15 protein-coding genes are annotated in these 16,950 nt (G+C 58.9%); 9 read left to right on the top strand and 6 right to left on the bottom strand.

The features are described 5' to 3' along the window. The first annotated feature begins 278 nt into the window (after positions 1-278). Positions 279-1,535: an NADP-dependent isocitrate dehydrogenase gene (gene icd, locus EAH74_RS17320; RefSeq protein ID WP_010458895.1), complete on the top strand. Its 1,257-nt coding sequence runs from the start codon at positions 279-281 to the stop codon at positions 1,533-1,535. A gap of 61 nt (positions 1,536-1,596) precedes the next feature. Here the strand turns inward: icd and EAH74_RS17315 are convergent, their stop codons facing one another. Further along, positions 1,597-1,878 (bottom strand): cold shock domain-containing protein, encoded by a 282-nt coding sequence (locus EAH74_RS17315; protein ID WP_140680028.1) that lies wholly within the window; start codon positions 1,876-1,878, stop codon positions 1,597-1,599. Between the two features lie 225 nt (positions 1,879-2,103). On the opposite strand from EAH74_RS17315, the gene clpS reads away from it, so the two are divergent. Then, positions 2,104-2,487 (top strand): ATP-dependent Clp protease adapter ClpS, encoded by a 384-nt coding sequence (clpS, locus tag EAH74_RS17310; RefSeq protein WP_140680026.1) that lies wholly within the window; start codon positions 2,104-2,106, stop codon positions 2,485-2,487. Positions 2,488-2,517: 30 nt separating this feature from the next. Continuing rightward, entirely contained in the window at positions 2,518-4,788 is a 2,271-nt protein-coding gene (gene clpA / locus EAH74_RS17305; protein WP_095129000.1) for an ATP-dependent Clp protease ATP-binding subunit ClpA, read from the top strand. Positions 4,789-5,024: 236 nt separating this feature from the next. On the opposite strand, the gene infA is transcribed toward clpA, so the two are convergent. The 4 genes from infA to trxB form a co-directional block, all read right to left on the bottom strand. Beyond that, complete coding sequence (gene infA / locus EAH74_RS17300; RefSeq protein ID WP_002553999.1) at positions 5,025-5,243, bottom strand: translation initiation factor IF-1; 219 nt, start codon at positions 5,241-5,243, stop codon at positions 5,025-5,027. 111 nt (positions 5,244-5,354) lie between these two features. Then, complete coding sequence (locus EAH74_RS17295; protein WP_008154860.1) at positions 5,355-6,062, bottom strand: arginyltransferase; 708 nt, start codon at positions 6,060-6,062, stop codon at positions 5,355-5,357. 57 nt (positions 6,063-6,119) lie between these two features. Next, entirely contained in the window at positions 6,120-6,800 is a 681-nt protein-coding gene (gene aat / locus EAH74_RS17290) for a leucyl/phenylalanyl-tRNA--protein transferase (RefSeq protein WP_140680025.1), read from the bottom strand. Positions 6,801-6,864: 64 nt separating this feature from the next. Further along, on the bottom strand, positions 6,865-7,824 hold the full coding sequence (trxB, locus tag EAH74_RS17285) for a thioredoxin-disulfide reductase (RefSeq protein ID WP_140680023.1): 960 nt from the start codon (positions 7,822-7,824) through the stop codon (positions 6,865-6,867). A 307-nt stretch (positions 7,825-8,131) separates the two neighbouring features. On the opposite strand from trxB, the gene EAH74_RS17280 reads away from it, so the two are divergent. The 6 genes from EAH74_RS17280 to cysG all read left to right on the top strand — a co-directional run bounded on the left by EAH74_RS17280 (position 8,132) and on the right by cysG (position 15,771). Continuing rightward, positions 8,132-10,537, top strand: a complete 2,406-nt coding sequence (locus tag EAH74_RS17280) for a DNA translocase FtsK (RefSeq protein ID WP_140680021.1) — start codon at positions 8,132-8,134, stop codon at positions 10,535-10,537. Between the two features lie 65 nt (positions 10,538-10,602). Beyond that, the gene (gene lolA / locus EAH74_RS17275; protein ID WP_008154853.1) at positions 10,603-11,226 is read left to right on the top strand and encodes an outer membrane lipoprotein chaperone LolA; all 624 of its coding nucleotides are present in this window, start codon (positions 10,603-10,605) and stop codon (positions 11,224-11,226) included. Positions 11,227-11,383: 157 nt separating this feature from the next. Next, positions 11,384-12,706 carry a replication-associated recombination protein A gene (locus EAH74_RS17270; protein ID WP_111448954.1) on the top strand — a complete coding sequence of 441 codons (1,323 nt, stop codon included), beginning with the start codon at positions 11,384-11,386 and terminating at the stop codon, positions 12,704-12,706. Next, positions 12,706-13,080 (top strand): fluoride efflux transporter CrcB, encoded by a 375-nt coding sequence (crcB, locus tag EAH74_RS17265; protein WP_140680019.1) that lies wholly within the window; start codon positions 12,706-12,708, stop codon positions 13,078-13,080. Before EAH74_RS17270 ends, crcB begins: the two co-directional genes overlap by 1 nt. A gap of 15 nt (positions 13,081-13,095) precedes the next feature. Next, complete coding sequence (serS, locus tag EAH74_RS17260; RefSeq protein WP_140680017.1) at positions 13,096-14,376, top strand: serine--tRNA ligase; 1,281 nt, start codon at positions 13,096-13,098, stop codon at positions 14,374-14,376. Beyond that, positions 14,377-15,771 (top strand): siroheme synthase CysG, encoded by a 1,395-nt coding sequence (gene cysG / locus EAH74_RS17255; RefSeq protein WP_140680015.1) that lies wholly within the window; start codon positions 14,377-14,379, stop codon positions 15,769-15,771. It begins immediately after the preceding gene. A gap of 117 nt (positions 15,772-15,888) precedes the next feature. Here cysG and EAH74_RS17250 read toward each other — a convergent pair whose 3' ends face one another. Beyond that, positions 15,889-16,890, bottom strand: coding sequence for a glutathione S-transferase family protein (locus EAH74_RS17250; protein WP_140680013.1), 1,002 nt, complete (start codon positions 16,888-16,890; stop codon positions 15,889-15,891). Positions 16,891-16,950 lie beyond the last annotated feature (60 nt).

Raw genomic sequence — 16,950 nt, 5'->3', positions numbered from 1 at the left:
CTGTGGTCAGCGGGCGGCATTATACATAGGAAGCTGGCAATCTGCCGATGGTTCATATGCAACGATTGTCGTCCATTGGTCTAAAGGTCGCAGGGGCGAGTGGGGCGTAGAGTCTTGCACCGTGCTTGAGTTTGGCGCTTTTCCCTTTGCTTTCAGGCTTGTACGTCGCGAACTGTGCAGCTTTGCGGCCGATGGTTGGAACATAGGGTTTGCGTGCCGATTTAACTGGGGTACGCTCGAACGAAGCCAGATGTTCAATCCAAACAATGGAGTTCAGCATGGGATACAAGAAGATTCAGGTTCCAGCAGTCGGCGACAAAATCACCGTCAACGCGGACCATTCTCTCAATGTTCCTAACAACCCGATCATCCCCTTCATCGAAGGCGATGGTATTGGCGTTGATATCAGCCCGGTCATGATCAAGGTTGTCGATGCTGCTGTTAAGAAGGCTTACGGCGGCGAGCGCAAAATTTCCTGGATGGAAGTCTACGCCGGGGAGAAAGCGACTCAGGTTTACGATCAGGACACCTGGCTACCCCAGGAAACCCTGGACGCAGTCAAGGATTACGTGGTTTCCATCAAGGGCCCTCTGACCACCCCGGTCGGCGGCGGCATCCGTTCCCTGAACGTGGCCCTGCGTCAGCAGCTCGACCTCTATGTCTGCCTGCGCCCTGTGCGTTGGTTCGAAGGCGTGCCTAGCCCGGTCAAGAAGCCAGGCGACGTCGACATGACGATCTTCCGTGAGAACTCGGAAGACATCTACGCCGGTATCGAGTGGAAAGCCGGTTCGCCGGAAGCGACCAAGGTCATCAAGTTCCTTAAAGATGAAATGGGCGTCACCAAGATCCGTTTCGACGAAAACTGCGGTATCGGCATCAAGCCGGTTTCGCTGCAAGGCACCAAGCGTCTGGCGCGAAAAGCGCTGCAGTATGTGGTCGACAACGACCGCGACTCGCTGACCATCGTGCACAAAGGCAACATCATGAAGTTCACCGAAGGTGCCTTCAAAGAATGGGCCTACGAAGTAGCGGCTGAAGAGTTCGGCGCGACCCTGCTCGATGGCGGTCCGTGGATGCAGTTCAAAAACCCGAAAACCGGCAAGAACGTCATCGTCAAAGACGCCATCGCTGACGCCATGCTCCAGCAGATCCTGCTGCGCCCGGCCGAATACGATGTGATCGCGACCCTGAACCTGAACGGCGACTACCTCTCCGACGCTCTGGCGGCGGAAGTGGGCGGTATCGGTATCGCGCCGGGTGCCAACCTGTCTGACACCATTGCGATGTTCGAAGCGACCCACGGTACCGCACCGAAGTACGCTGGCAAGGACCAGGTCAACCCGGGTTCCCTGATCCTGTCCGCAGAGATGATGCTGCGTCACATGGGCTGGACCGAAGCAGCTGATCTGATCATCAAGGGCACCAACGGCGCGATTTCCGCCAAGACCGTGACCTATGACTTCCACCGTCTGATGGAAGGCGCGAAACTGCTGTCTTCGTCCGCGTTTGGTGATGCGCTGATTTCGCACATGTAAGCGAACCGGCACAAAAAAACCGCCTTCGGGCGGTTTTTTCATGACTGGATGACCGGTGCTATCAACTCGACGCTGTTTCTTGCTGAGTGACAGGTGCGGTTTGATCATTCCCCGTGGCGACAGCCCCGATCTTCACTGCATGCAGCCCCTTGGGGCCCTGAATGATTTCGAAGCTCACTATTTGCCCGGCCTTGAGGGTCTTGTATCCGTCCATCTCGATGGCTGAATAGTGGGCAAAGAAATCAATAAGATGGCCGTCATCGTCGCGACCTTCCCTGGCCTCGGTGTTAATGAAACCGAAACCCTTGGCATTGTTGAACCATTTCACCTTGCCGACAGCCATGCTCATATCCCTCTGCAACAGACTCCATCACTGGAGTATCATCCAGTACATCCGCAGTCATTTCCTGGAAATAAGATTGACTCAGCGGACCTTTTTTACCCACTGTGGGCTCTATTGGTTGTAACACCGTTTTGCCGATAGTCAAGGTGACCAGGCAGTCGGAGTTGAAATCGACGATGGTCGCCCCCACCACTGTATTCGCACAACTGACGAACCTTTCTTTCCATGCATGCAATCAGCCAGATTCGACTAACATTCAATCAGGATCGCCCGGCTCTCCAAAAAGATCACCCGGGGGCTCACGAGGACGATTCCGCAGGCATTGCTGTTCAGGAGGCAAAGCCTGCTTTACAGGCGCCGCCGATGTACAAGGTGGTTTTGTTCAATGATGACTACACACCGATGGATTTCGTCGTCGAAGTGCTCGAGGTGTTTTTTAACCTGAATCGCGAGCTGGCGACCAAGGTCATGCTGGCCGTCCACACAGAAGGACGGGCAGTATGTGGAGTGTTTACCCGCGACATCGCCGAGACTAAGGCCATGCAGGTCAACCAGTACGCCAGGGAAAGCCAGCATCCGCTACTCTGTGAAATCGAGAAGGACGGTTAATCGCCGACCACTTGGGTATGAGGTGAAGCTATGTTAAACCGCGAGCTCGAAGTCACCCTCAATCTTGCCTTCAAGGAGGCCCGTTCGAAGCGTCATGAATTCATGACCGTCGAGCACCTCCTGCTGGCCCTATTGGACAATGAGGCTGCCGCCACCGTTTTGCGTGCCTGCGGCGCAAACCTCGACAAACTCAAGCATGACTTGCAGGAGTTCATCGACTCCACCACGCCATTGATCCCCGTTCATGACGAGGATCGTGAGACCCAGCCAACCCTGGGCTTCCAGCGTGTTCTGCAACGTGCTGTCTTTCACGTACAGAGCTCGGGCAAACGCGAAGTGACTGGCGCCAACGTACTGGTCGCGATCTTCAGTGAGCAAGAGAGTCAGGCAGTGTTCCTGCTGAAACAGCAGAGCGTTGCGCGTATCGATGTCGTCAACTACATCGCACACGGCATTTCCAAAGTGCCGGGGCATGGCGATCACTCTGAAGGTGAGCAAGATATGCAGGACGACGAGGGCGGTGAGTCTTCTTCTTCAGGCAATCCTCTGGATGCTTATGCCAGCAACCTCAACGAGCTCGCGCGCCAGGGTCGAATCGATCCATTGGTAGGCCGTGAGCTGGAAGTTGAGCGCGTCGCGCAGATCCTGGCGCGTCGTCGCAAAAACAATCCGCTGCTGGTGGGCGAAGCGGGCGTGGGTAAAACCGCGATTGCCGAAGGCCTGGCCAAACGCATTGTCGACAATCAGGTGCCAGACCTGCTGGCCAACAGCGTGGTGTATTCCCTCGATCTGGGGGCCTTGCTGGCCGGGACCAAATACCGCGGTGATTTCGAGAAACGCTTCAAGGCGTTGCTCAATGAGCTGAAAAAACGTCCGCAGGCGATTCTGTTCATCGACGAGATCCACACCATCATCGGTGCGGGTGCCGCGTCCGGTGGGGTCATGGATGCCTCGAACCTGCTCAAGCCGCTGCTGTCGTCGGGTGATATCCGTTGCATCGGCTCGACCACGTTCCAGGAGTTCCGCGGGATCTTCGAGAAGGACCGTGCTTTGGCCCGGCGCTTCCAGAAGGTCGACGTGTCGGAACCTTCGGTGGAAGACACCATTGGCATCCTGCGCGGCCTGAAAGGTCGTTTCGAAGCGCACCACAACATCGAATACAGCGATGAAGCGTTGCGTGCGGCGGCCGAACTGGCCTCGCGCTATATCAATGACCGGCACATGCCGGACAAGGCCATCGACGTCATCGACGAGGCGGGCGCCTACCAGCGTCTGCAGCCAATCGAGAAGCGCGTGAAACGCATCGAAGTGCCTCAGGTCGAGGACATCGTCGCGAAAATCGCGCGGATTCCGCCTAAGCACGTCACCAGCTCCGACAAAGAGCTGCTGCGTAACCTTGAGCGTGACCTGAAGCTGACGGTATTTGGCCAGGATGCCGCAATCGACTCGCTGTCGACCGCGATCAAACTGTCCCGTGCCGGCCTCAAGTCGCCTGACAAGCCCGTCGGTTCGTTCCTGTTCGCAGGGCCTACCGGTGTCGGTAAAACCGAAGCGGCGCGTCAGCTGGCCAAGGCGTTGGGGATCGAGCTGGTTCGTTTCGACATGTCCGAGTACATGGAGCGCCACACCGTATCGCGTCTGATCGGTGCGCCTCCAGGTTACGTCGGGTTCGACCAGGGCGGTCTGCTGACCGAAGCCATCACCAAGCAGCCTCACTGCGTGCTGTTGCTCGATGAGATCGAGAAGGCGCATCCGGAAGTCTTCAACCTGCTGCTGCAGGTGATGGACCACGGTACGCTGACCGATAACAACGGGCGCAAGGCGGACTTCCGTAACGTGATCGTCATCATGACGACCAACGCCGGTGCCGAAACGGCAGCTCGCGCTTCGATCGGTTTCACCCATCAGGACCACTCGTCCGATGCGATGGAAGTGATCAAGAAGAGCTTCACGCCAGAGTTCCGCAACCGTCTGGACACCATTATCCAGTTTGGTCGCCTCAGTCATGAGGTCATCAAAAGCGTGGTGGACAAGTTCCTTACCGAGCTTCAGGCGCAGCTGGAAGACAAGCGCGTGCAGCTGGAAGTGACGGACGCGGCGCGCAGCTGGCTGGCAGCGGGTGGCTACGACACGGCAATGGGGGCTCGACCAATGGCGCGTTTGATTCAGGACAAGATCAAGCGTCCGCTGGCGGAAGAGATCCTCTTTGGCGAACTGGCCGACCATGGTGGCGTGGTTCACATCGATCTCAAGGACGGCGAGCTGACCTTCGACTTCGAGACCACGGCTGAAATGGCCTGACGTTAAACCGCAACAAAGCAAAAAGGCGCTGAAAAGCGCCTTTTTGCTGTCTGTCTATTATACGCCGATCCCCCTGTAGGAGCTGCCGAAGGCTGCGATCTTTTGATCTTGCTGTTACCGGTCATAGGCAAAAGATCGCAGCCTTCGGCAGCTCCTACGCAAGCAGGTTTCGGCGTTGTTAAATCGCAGACAAACAAAAACGCCCGGCATAAACCGGGCGTTTTGTATTGACTTGATTAGCGAGCGCGGTAAGTGATGCGCCCTTTGCTCAAGTCATAGGGCGTCAGCTCGACGCGCACTTTGTCACCGGTAAGAATACGGATGTAGTTCTTGCGCATCTTGCCGGAAATATGCGCGGTTACGACGTGCCCATTTTCCAACTCCACACGAAACATGGTGTTGGGCAGGGTGTCGACGACAGTGCCTTCCATTTCGAAGCTGTCTTCTTTCGACATGCAGTAAAGCCCTCGGTGTCCAATGAATGGCCCGGTGCAACTGCGCCAGGCAAAAGCGGCGTGCATTGTGCCCGAAAAATGGGGTTTAAGCCAAGGGGTTTACGGCTTGCTCTAGTTCAGGATGACCCAGCGCTGATTAATCAGCAGTTCGATAGGGCGATATTGAGTCTTGTAACTCATCTTTTTGCAGTTTTTGATCCAATAGCCCAGATAGACCGCTTCCAGCCCCAGACGCTGAGCCTCGGCGATTTGCCAGAGGATCGCGTAACGCCCCAGGCTGCGGCGTTCTTCGGTGGGCTCGTAGAAGGTGTAGACCGCCGACAGACCGTTCGGCAGCAAGTCGGTGACGGCCACCGCCACCAGTCGTCCTTCGAGGCGGAATTCGTAGAATCGGGAAAACGGCAGGTCACGTACCAGGAACGTCGCAAACTGATCGCGACTCGGCGGGTACATATCGCCATCGGCGTGACGCTGTTCGATATACCGCTGATAAAGGTCGAAATACTCTTCGCTGAATTGCGGCCTGGCAGGGCGCACCTGCAGGTCGACGTTGCGTTTGAAGATGCGTTTCTGCTGGCGGTTGGGTGAAAATTGCGCCACAGGGATGCGCGCCGGTACGCACGCATTGCAATTCTGGCAATGAGGCCGGTAAAGATGATCGCCGCTACGACGGAAACCCATTTCAGACAGGTCTGCATAGACATGCACATCCATGGGCTGACTAGGGTCGAGGAACAGGGTCGTGGCCTGCTCCTCGGGCAGATAACTGCAAGAGTGGGGCTGAGTGGCATAGAACTTCAAACGCGCCAACTCGGTCATGATCAACCCTCGGGATAAGGTTTTGAATTAAGTGTAAGCCACTGGCGCAAAAGTCGCTCAGCAAACCCAGGTGGCGCGGCTGGGCCGGTCCAGATGCTGCGCAAGGTAGTCGGCAAACTCGCGGCGGGGAATCGCTCGGGCGCCGAGGCTGTGCAGATGGTCGGTCGGCATCTGGCAGTCGATCAGCACAAAGCCTGAGTCTTTCAGGTGTCGGACCAGTGTGGCAAAGCCATATTTCGAGGCGTTGTCGGCGCGGCTGAACATGGACTCGCCGAAAAACAGCTGACCCATCGCCAGGCCATAGAGCCCGCCGACCAGTTCGCCCTGGTCCCAGACTTCCACCGAATGGGCGTAGCCACGCCTGTGCAGCTCGAGGTAGGCGTTCTGCATGGCTTCTGTGATCCAGGTGCCGTCGGCGTAATCCCGAGGCGCGGCGCAAGCGCCGATGACCGCGGCAAAATCCTGATCAAAGGTCACTTGATAGCGTTGCTGGCGCAGCAATTTGTTCAGGCTGCGCGAGACATGCAGTTCGTCGGGAAACAGTACGGTGCGTGGATCCGGCGACCACCAGAGAATCGGCTGGCCTTCCGAGAACCACGGAAAACAGCCGTGGCGATAGGCCTGAATCAGACGATCGGCGGACAGATCCCCGCCCGCGGCCAACAGCCCGTTGGGATCGCGCATGGCTTTTTCCAGGGGCGGGAAGGTCAGGGTGTTGCGTTGTAACCAAGTCAGCATGGCATCCGGGCTTGCAGAAGGGGAGGGCGGTGGTGGGCGGGTGGGCCCACCGTGAAGTGTGCCGTCAAACGACTGGAATGTCGTCGAGATACTTCTCGGCGTCCAGCGCAGCCATGCAGCCGGCCCCGGCAGACGTCACGGCCTGGCGGTAAACGTGATCGGCCACGTCACCGGCGGCAAACACGCCTGCGATTTCGGTGCTGGTAGCATCGCCTTCGCTGCCACCCTTGACCAGCAGATAGCCGTCACGCATTTTCAGCTGACCCTCGAACAGGTCGGTGTTGGGTTTGTGGCCAATAGCGATGAACACGCCAGTTAGCGGCAATTCACTGGTTTCGCCACTGTGGCTGTCCCGCAGGCGGGCGCCGGTCACACCGCTGGCGTCGCCCAGCACTTCATCCAGATTCTGGTTCCAGTGCAGGCGGATATTGCCTTTGGCGGCTTTTTCGAAGAGCTTGTCCTGAAGAATTTTCTCCGAGCGCAACTTGTCGCGGCGGTGAATCAGGTGAACTTCCTTGGCGATGTTTGACAGGTACAGCGCTTCTTCAACTGCCGTGTTGCCGCCGCCAACGACTGCGACCACCTGATTGCGGTAGAAGAAACCGTCGCACGTCGCGCAGGCCGACACCCCTTTGCCGGCAAATGTCTCTTCCGATGGCAGCCCCAGGTATTGCGCCGAGGCGCCGGTGGCGATAATCAGCGCATCACAGGTGTAAGTGCCGCTGTCACCGATGAGTTCGAACGGGCGCTGTTGCAACTTGGCAGTGTGGATGTGGTCGTAGACGATCTCTGTGTGAAAACGCTCGGCGTGTTTTTGCATGCGTTCCATCAGCACCGGGCCGGTGAGGCCTTCGACATCACCGGGCCAGTTGTCGACTTCGACGGTGGTGGTGAGCTGGCCACCTGCCTGTATGCCGGTAATGACAACGGGATTGAGGTTGGCGCGGGCGGCATAAACGGCAGCGCTGTAACCGGCAGGGCCGGAACCCAGAATGATCAGGCGGGAATGCTTCGCTTCGCTCATAAAAACACCTCATAAGCCTTTGTCACAAAAGAGAATGCATGCTCAAATTGAACCGCACGTAATGTGCTGTTGGCTATGCTACACCTTGGGTTTCAAGCATGGCATCGGACGAACAAACCCGTACAATGCCTGCCTGTAACAGCGTTTGTAATAAAATGAGCGCGACACGCCGTGTTTATAAAAACCGGAGCGTAGTGTTAAAAGTAGTCCCAGTTACACCTGTTAACTTTTTTACCTGCCTGGATTGGGCAGTTTTTTATAGTCATTCAACAGATGGACGCGCCATAGGCGCAGGAAAAGAAGCGTTTTGAAGAAATCCACCGCAGCACCTAAACCAGCCGTCGTTCCGCTCTGGCGCCAGCAACTGCACTACCGACTCAAGGAAGGTGCATTGATCGCCATCGGCGGCTTGTGCCTGTTCCTGATGATGGCCTTGTTGACCTACGGCAAGGACGATCCGGGCTGGAGCCATAACAGCAAAATCGACGATGTGCAGAACTTCGGCGGACCGGTCGGCTCCTACAGCGCCGATATCCTGTTCATGGTGTTGGGTTACTTCGCCTACATCTTCCCGCTGTTGCTGGCAATCAAGGCTTTTCAAATCTTCCGTCAACGCCACGAGCAGTGGGAGTGGAGCGGCTGGCTGTTCTCCTGGCGCCTGATCGGCCTGGTGTTTCTGGTGCTCTCGGGCGCGGCGCTGGCCCATATCCATTTCCACGCTGCGACCGGTCTGCCGGCCGGCGCTGGCGGCGCGTTAGGCGAAAGCCTCGGCGACCTGGCCAGGAACGCCCTGAATATCCAGGGCAGTACGCTGTTGTTCATCGCGTTGTTCCTGTTTGGCCTGACAGTGTTCACCGACCTGTCGTGGTTCAAAGTGATGGACCTCACCGGCAAGATCACCCTCGACCTGCTCGAATTGTTCCAGGGCGCGGCCAATCGCTGGTGGGCCGCCCGTGTCGAGCGCAAACAGCTGGTTGCGCAGTTGCGTGAAGTCGACGACCGCGTCCATGACGTGGTGGCGCCGACCGTCACCGACAAACGCGAGCAAGCCAAGGTCAAGGAGCGCCTGATCGAACGTGAGCAGGCCCTGAGCAAACACATGTCGGACCGCGAGAAGCAGGTGCCGCCGGTGATTGCCCCGGCGCCGCCCAAGCCAGCGGCGCCCAGCAAGCGCGTGGAAAAAGAGAAACAGGCGCCGTTGTTCGTTGACAGCGCCGTCGAAGGCACCTTGCCGCCGATCTCGATTCTCGACCCGGCAGAAAAGAAACAACTCAATTATTCGCCTGAATCCCTGGCCGCGGTTGGCCACTTGCTGGAAATCAAGCTCAAGGAATTCGGCGTCGAAGTTTCGGTGGATTCGATTCACCCGGGCCCGGTGATTACCCGTTACGAAATCCAGCCAGCGGCGGGTGTCAAGGTCAGCCGCATCTCCAACCTGGCGAAAGACCTGGCACGTTCCCTGGCCGTGACCAGCGTGCGCGTGGTGGAAGTAATTCCGGGCAAGACCACCGTCGGTATCGAGATTCCTAACGAAGACCGCCAGATCGTGCGCTTCTCCGAAGTGCTGTCGACCCCCGAGTACGACAACTTCAAGTCGCCGGTTACTTTGGCCCTGGGTCACGACATTGGTGGCAAGCCGGTCATCACCGACCTGGCGAAAATGCCTCACTTGCTGGTAGCCGGTACGACCGGTTCCGGTAAATCGGTGGGCGTGAACGCGATGATCCTGTCGATCCTGTTCAAGTCCGGCCCGGAAGACGCCAAGCTGATCATGATCGACCCGAAAATGCTTGAGCTGTCGATTTACGAAGGCATTCCGCACCTGTTGTGCCCGGTCGTGACCGACATGAAGGACGCCGCCAACGCCCTGCGCTGGAGCGTGGCGGAGATGGAGCGTCGCTACAAGCTGATGGCGAAAATGGGCGTGCGTAACCTGTCGGGCTTCAATGCCAAGGTCAAGGAAGCCCAGGACGCCGGTACGCCGCTGACCGATCCGTTGTACAAGCGCGAAAGCATTCACGACGAAGCGCCGCTGTTGACCAAGCTGCCGACGATTGTCGTGGTGGTGGACGAATTCGCCGACATGATGATGATCGTCGGCAAGAAGGTTGAAGAACTGATCGCCCGTATTGCCCAGAAGGCGCGTGCGGCCGGTATCCACTTGATCCTCGCGACCCAGCGGCCGTCGGTTGATGTGATCACCGGTCTGATCAAGGCCAACATTCCGACGCGTATGGCGTTCCAGGTGTCGAGCAAGATCGACTCCCGGACCATCATCGACCAGGGCGGTGCCGAACAACTGTTGGGTCACGGTGACATGCTTTACATGCCGCCGGGCACCAGTCTGCCGATTCGTGTCCACGGTGCCTTCGTGTCCGATGACGAGGTTCACCGGGTGGTCGAGGCCTGGAAACTGCGTGGGGCGCCGGAATACAACGACGAGATTCTCGCCGGTGTCGAAGAGCCGGGCAGTGGCTTTGAAGGCGGCAGTGGTGGCGACGAAGACAGTGAATCCGACGCGCTCTACGACGAAGCGGTGCAGTTCGTACTGGAAAGCCGTCGTGCGTCCATCTCTGCGGTTCAGCGCAAGCTGAAAATCGGCTACAACCGCGCCGCGCGCATGATCGAAGCCATGGAAATGGCCGGTGTCGTGACGTCCATGAATACCAACGGTTCGCGTGAAGTCCTGGCTCCAGGCCCGGTACGCGACTGAATTGATTGAAACGCGGTGGCGTAATGACGCGCCATCGCACCCCCACGAATGTTATGAGGACTCCCATGCGTCTTATCCGCATGCTGTTGCTGCCGGTTTTGGCTTTGACCACGCTCTCGGCCCACGCCGATGACAAGGACGTGGCGCGCCTGACCCAATTGCTGGAAAAATCCCAGACCCTGACGGCGCGTTTCTCCCAGCTGACCCTCGACGGCAGCGGCACCCAGTTGCAGGAAACTGCGGGTGAAATGTCCTTGCAGCGTCCTGGCTTGTTTTACTGGCACACCAACGCGCCGGCCGAACAAACGATGGTCTCCGACGGCAAGAAGGTGACGTTGTGGGATCCGGACCTGGAGCAAGCCACCATCAAGAACCTCGATCAGCGCCTGACCCAGACTCCGGCGTTGCTGCTGTCCGGTGACGTGTCCAAGATCAGCCAGAGCTTCGACATCAGCGCCAAGGAAGCCGGTGGCGTGATCGACTTCACCTTGAAGCCGAAAACCAAGGACACTCTGTTCGACAGCCTTCGCCTGTCGTTCCGTAACGGCCTGGTCAATGACATGCAGATGATCGACAGCGTCGGTCAGCGCACCAACATCCTGTTCACCGGCGTGAAGGCCAACGAGCCGATTCCGGCGTCCAAGTTCAAGTTCGACATCCCGAAAGGGGCGGACGTCATTCAAGAGTAAGACGCAAAACCTGTGGGAGCGAGCCTGCTCGCGATAGCGTCGGGTCAGTCAACATTGATGTTGAATGTAATGCCGCTATCGCGAGCAAGCTCGCTCCCACAGGGATCGGCAGTGTTCAGATTATTGACTGATAGTCAGTGAGGTTTCATAAGTAGTGATGGACCTGTTTCGCAGTGCCCCGATTGCTCAGCCCTTGGCCGCCCGTTTGCGCGCGGCCAATCTGGACGAGTACGTCGGTCAGGAACATCTGCTCGCTCGCGGCAAGCCTTTGCGCGAAGCGCTGGAGCAGGGTGCCTTGCACTCGATGATTTTCTGGGGCCCGCCGGGTGTGGGCAAGACCACCCTGGCGCGGCTGCTGGCGGAGGTCTCGGATGCGCACTTCGAAACGGTTTCGGCGGTACTGGCCGGCGTGAAGGAAATCCGTCAGGCGGTGGAAATCGCCAAGCAGCAGGCCGGGCAGTACGGCCGGCGGACCATCCTGTTCGTCGACGAAGTGCATCGCTTCAACAAGTCCCAGCAGGATGCGTTCCTGCCGTACGTCGAAGACGGCACGCTGATTTTTATCGGCGCCACCACCGAAAATCCCTCATTCGAACTCAACAACGCGTTGCTCTCCCGGGCCCGCGTCTACGTGCTCAAAAGCCTCGACGAAGCGGCCCTGCGCAAGCTGGTGCATCGCGCGCTGACTGAAGAGCGTGGCTTGGGCAAGCGGCAACTGACCCTAAGCGATGAAGGTTTCCAGATGCTGCTGTCGGCCGCCGATGGCGATGGCCGGCGTCTGCTCAACCTGCTGGAAAACGCCTCGGACCTGGCTGAAGACAACAGCGAGATCGGCGTCGACCTGCTGCAAAGCCTGCTCGGTGATACCCGTCGGCGTTTCGACAAGGGCGGCGAAGCGTTTTACGACCAGATTTCCGCGCTGCATAAGTCGGTGCGCGGCTCCAATCCCGACGGTGCACTGTACTGGTTCGCCCGAATGATCGACGGCGGTTGCGATCCGCTGTACCTGGCCCGGCGCGTGGTGCGCATGGCCAGCGAAGACATCGGTAACGCCGACCCCCGCGCCCTGAGCCTGTGCCTGGCGGCGTGGGAAGTGCAGGAACGCCTCGGCAGCCCGGAAGGCGAATTGGCGGTGGCCCAGGCCATTACTTATCTGGCTTGCGCGCCGAAAAGCAATGCGGTGTACATGGGTTTCAAAGCCGCGATGCGCAGCGCCACCGAACACGGTTCGCTGGAAGTACCGCTGCACCTGCGCAACGCGCCGACCAAGCTGATGAAGCAACTGGGTTATGGCGACGAATACCGTTACGCCCACGATGAGCCGGACGCTTACGCCGCTGGCGAAGACTATTTCCCGGAGGAGCTCGAGCCACAACCGTTTTATCAGCCAGTGCCGCGTGGCCTGGAGCTGAAGATCGGCGAGAAGCTCAATCACCTCGCGCAACTTGACCGTCTCAGCCCCCGGCAGCGGAGAAAATAGTGCTTCCATTAATCGTTGCGGTTTCCGTCGGCGGGATCGCCGGCACGCTTTTGCGCTTTGCCACCAGTAATTGGGTCAACGCTAATTGGCCGCGGCACTTCTATACCGCGACGCTGGCCGTTAATATCGTCGGCTGTTTGCTGATCGGCGTTCTATACGGTCTGTTTTTAATACGCCCGGAGGTGCCGATCGAGGTGCGCGCCGGGTTGATGGTCGGCTTCCTCGGGGGGCTGACGACTTTTTCATCTTTTTCACTGGATACGGTGCGCCTGCTTGAAAGCGGGCAGGTGCTGCTGGCCCTGGGCTATGCTGCCATCAGCGTATTCGGCGGGCTGCTCGCCACCTGGGCTGGCCTGTCCTTGACCAAACTTTGATAACGAGAGACCGACATGCTCGATTCCAAACTGTTACGTAGCAACCTTCAGGACGTAGCGGACCGCCTGGCATCCCGTGGCTACACGCTGGATGTTGCGCGCATCGAAGCGCTGGAAGAACAGCGCAAGACCGTCCAGACCCGCACCGAAGCACTGCAGGCTGACCGTAATGCGCGCTCCAAATCCATCGGCCAGGCCAAGCAGCGCGGCGAAGACATCGCGCCGCTGATGGCCGACGTCGAGCGCATGGCGAACGAATTGAGCGCCGGTAAAGTCGAGCTGGACGCGATCCAGACCGATCTGGATTCGATCCTGCTCGGCATCCCGAACCTGCCGCACGAATCCGTGCCGATCGGTGATGACGAAGACGGCAACGTCGAAGTGCGCCGCTGGGGCACCCCGACCGCGTTCGATTTCCCGGTTCAGGACCACGTCGCCCTGGGCGAAAAATTCGGCTGGCTGGACTTCGAAACCGCCGCCAAGCTGTCGGGCGCCCGTTTCGCCCTGTTGCGTGGCCCGATTGCTCGGATGCACCGCGCCCTGGCGCAGTTCATGATCAACCTGCACACCAGCGAACACGGTTATGAAGAGGCCTACACGCCTTATCTGGTTCAAGCGCCGGCGTTGCAAGGCACGGGTCAGCTGCCGAAGTTCGAAGAAGACCTGTTCAAGATCACTCGCGAAGGCGAAGCCGATCTGTACCTGATCCCGACCGCCGAAGTGTCGCTGACCAACATCGTCGCTGGCGAAATCGTCGATTCGAAACTGCTGCCGATCAAATTCGTCGCCCACACCCCATGCTTCCGCAGTGAAGCCGGTGCGTCGGGTCGCGATACGCGCGGCATGATCCGTCAGCACCAGTTCGACAAGGTTGAAATGGTCCAGATCGTTGAGCCGTCGACCTCGATGGAAGCGCTGGAAGGCCTGACTGCCAACGCCGAAAAAGTCCTGCAATTGCTCGAGCTGCCTTATCGCACTATTGCGCTGTGCACCGGCGACATGGGCTTCAGCGCGGTCAAGACCTACGACCTGGAAGTGTGGATCCCGAGCCAGGACAAATACCGCGAGATTTCGTCGTGCTCCAATTGCGGTGATTTCCAGGCCCGCCGTATGCAAGCGCGTTTCCGCAACCCGGAAACCGGCAAGCCTGAACTGGTTCACACCCTGAACGGTTCCGGCCTGGCGGTCGGTCGTACCCTGGTGGCGGTGCTGGAAAACTACCAGCAAGCCGACGGTTCGATCCGTGTGCCGGACGTGCTGAAACCGTACATGGGTGGCCTTGAGGTCATCGGCTAAATGGACTATCTGCCGCTGTTCCATAACCTACGCGGCAGTCGTGTCTTGGTCGTCGGCGGCGGGGAGATTGCCTTGCGCAAATCCCGCCTGCTGGCCGAAGCCGGTGCGCTGCTGCGGGTGGTCGCACCTGAAATCGAACCGCAACTGCGCGAACTGGTTGCCGGCAGTGGTGGCGAGTGTCTGGTGCGAGGCTACGTTGAGTCGGACCTGGACGGTTGCGGGCTGATCATCGCCGCCACCGACGACGAACCGCTGAACGCGCAAGTCTCAGCCGATGCCCATCGGCGTTGTGTGCCGGTCAACGTGGTGGACGCACCAGCGTTGTGCAGCGTGATCTTCCCGGCGATCGTCGACCGTTCTCCTTTGATCGTAGCGGTCTCCAGCGGCGGCGACGCGCCGGTGCTGGCGCGGTTGATCCGCGCCAAACTGGAAACCTGGATTCCTTCCACCTACGGTCAACTGGCCGGCCTGGCCGCGCGTTTTCGCAGTCAGGTCAAACACCTGTTCCCGGATGTGCAGCAGCGTCGGGCGTTCTGGGAAGACGTGTTCCAGGGCCCGATTGCCGACCGGCAACTGGCCGGGCAGGGCGCCGAAGCCGAGCGCTTGATGCTGGCGAAAATTGCCGGTGAAGCACCGACTGCAACGGGCGAAGTCTATTTGGTGGGCGCCGGCCCGGGTGATCCCGACCTGCTGACCTTCCGTGCCTTGCGTCTGATGCAGCAAGCCGATGTGGTGCTGTATGACCGCTTGGTGGCGCCGGCGATTCTGGATTTGTGCCGTCGCGATGCCGAGCGGGTTTACGTCGGCAAGCGTCGCGCCGATCACGCAGTGCCTCAGGATCAGATCAACCAGCAATTGGTGGATTTGGCCAAGCAAGGCAAGCGGGTCGTACGGTTGAAGGGCGGTGATCCGTTCATCTTCGGTCGCGGCGGCGAAGAGATCGAAGAACTTGCGGCCCATGGCATCCCGTTCCAGGTGGTGCCGGGTATCACCGCGGCCAGCGGTTGCGCGGCGTATGCCGGGATTCCGCTGACTCACCGCGATTACGCGCAGTCTGTGCGTTTTGTCACCGGGCACCTGAAGGACGGTTCCACCGATTTGCCGTGGGCCGACCTGGTCGCGCCGGCGCAAACCCTGGTGTTTTACATGGGGTTGGTGGGTTTGCCGATCATCTGCGAGCAGTTGATCAAGCATGGTCGCGCGGCGGATACCCCAGCGGCGTTGATCCAGCAGGGCACCACGGTCAATCAGCGGGTGTTTACCGGCACCTTGGCCGATTTGCCAAGTCTGGTGGCGGAGCATGAAGTGCATGCGCCGACGCTGGTGATCGTTGGGGAAGTGGTGCAATTACGCGAGAAACTGGCGTGGTTCGAGGGCGCTCAGGCGCAAGTCTAGAGACCGCGTCGCCCCCTTCGCGAGCAGGCTCGCTCGCACACTGGATCTGTGTCGTTCACAAATCCCCTGTGGGAGCGAGCCTGCTCGCGATGGGGCCTTAAAATCCAGCCCAAAACCTCAGGCCCTGCGCCAAACCCCTTTCCCGCTCAACCGCTCCCGATCATGGGGCGCGGTGAAGTCCTGCGTCGGCCCTTTAGGCACGATCCCGGTCGGATTGATGGTCTTGTGGCTGCCGTAGTAGTGATTCTTGATGTGCTCAAAATCCACCGTCTCGGCAATCCCCGGCCACTGATAAATCTCCCGCAGCCAATTCGACAGATTCGCATAATCGGCAATCCGCCGCAGGTTGCACTTGAAGTGCCCGTAATACACCGCGTCAAAGCGAATCAACGTGGTGAACAGCCGAATATCCGCTTCCGTCAGATATTCCCCGACCAGGTAACGGTTCTCGCCTAACAGCAACTCCAGCCGATCCAGTTCGGCAAACACATCATCGAACGCCTCTTCATACGCCTGCTGCGACGTGGCAAACCCTGCGCGATATACGCCATTGTTCACCGCCGGATAAATCCGCTCGTTCAGCGCGTCGATCTCGCCCCGCAACGGCGCCGGGTAGAAATCCAGGTCATTACCGGTCAAATCATCGAAGGCGCCATTGAACATGCGGATGATCTCCGCCGATTCATTGTTGACGATGCGATTCTGCTGTTTGTCCCAGAGCACCGGCACCGTGACGCGGCCGGTGTAGTCGGCGGTATCGGCGGTGTAGCGCTGGTGCATGAAATTGAAGTGATCGAGTTTGTCGCCGGTCGATCCGAGGTTCTTGTCGAAGGTCCAGCCGTTTTCCAGCATCAGCCAACTGACCACCGAGACGTCGATGAGGCTTTCGAGGCCTTTGAGTTTGCGCAGGATCAGTGTGCGGTGAGCCCATGGACAGGCGAGGGACACGTAGAGGTGATAACGGCCGGTGTCGGCCGCAAAGCCACCGACACCGGTCGGGCCGGGCTTGCCGTCGGCGGTCAGCCAGTTACGACGCTGCGCTTGTTCACGCTGGAACGTACCGTCCTTGCCGCTTTCGTACCACTGGTCATGCCAGCGACCTTCAACTAACAAACCCATGTTCAAGACTCCTCAACCAATAAGCGTTGGAGAGGAGTCTATTCGCATAGGTTCGATAAA

It is taken from the genome of Pseudomonas mandelii (genome assembly GCF_006438925.1).
Lineage (GTDB): Bacteria > Pseudomonadota > Gammaproteobacteria > Pseudomonadales > Pseudomonadaceae > Aquipseudomonas > Aquipseudomonas mandelii_C.
Note: the sequence above shows the minus strand (reverse complement) of the source record. Positions and strands in the feature narration are given on the sequence as shown.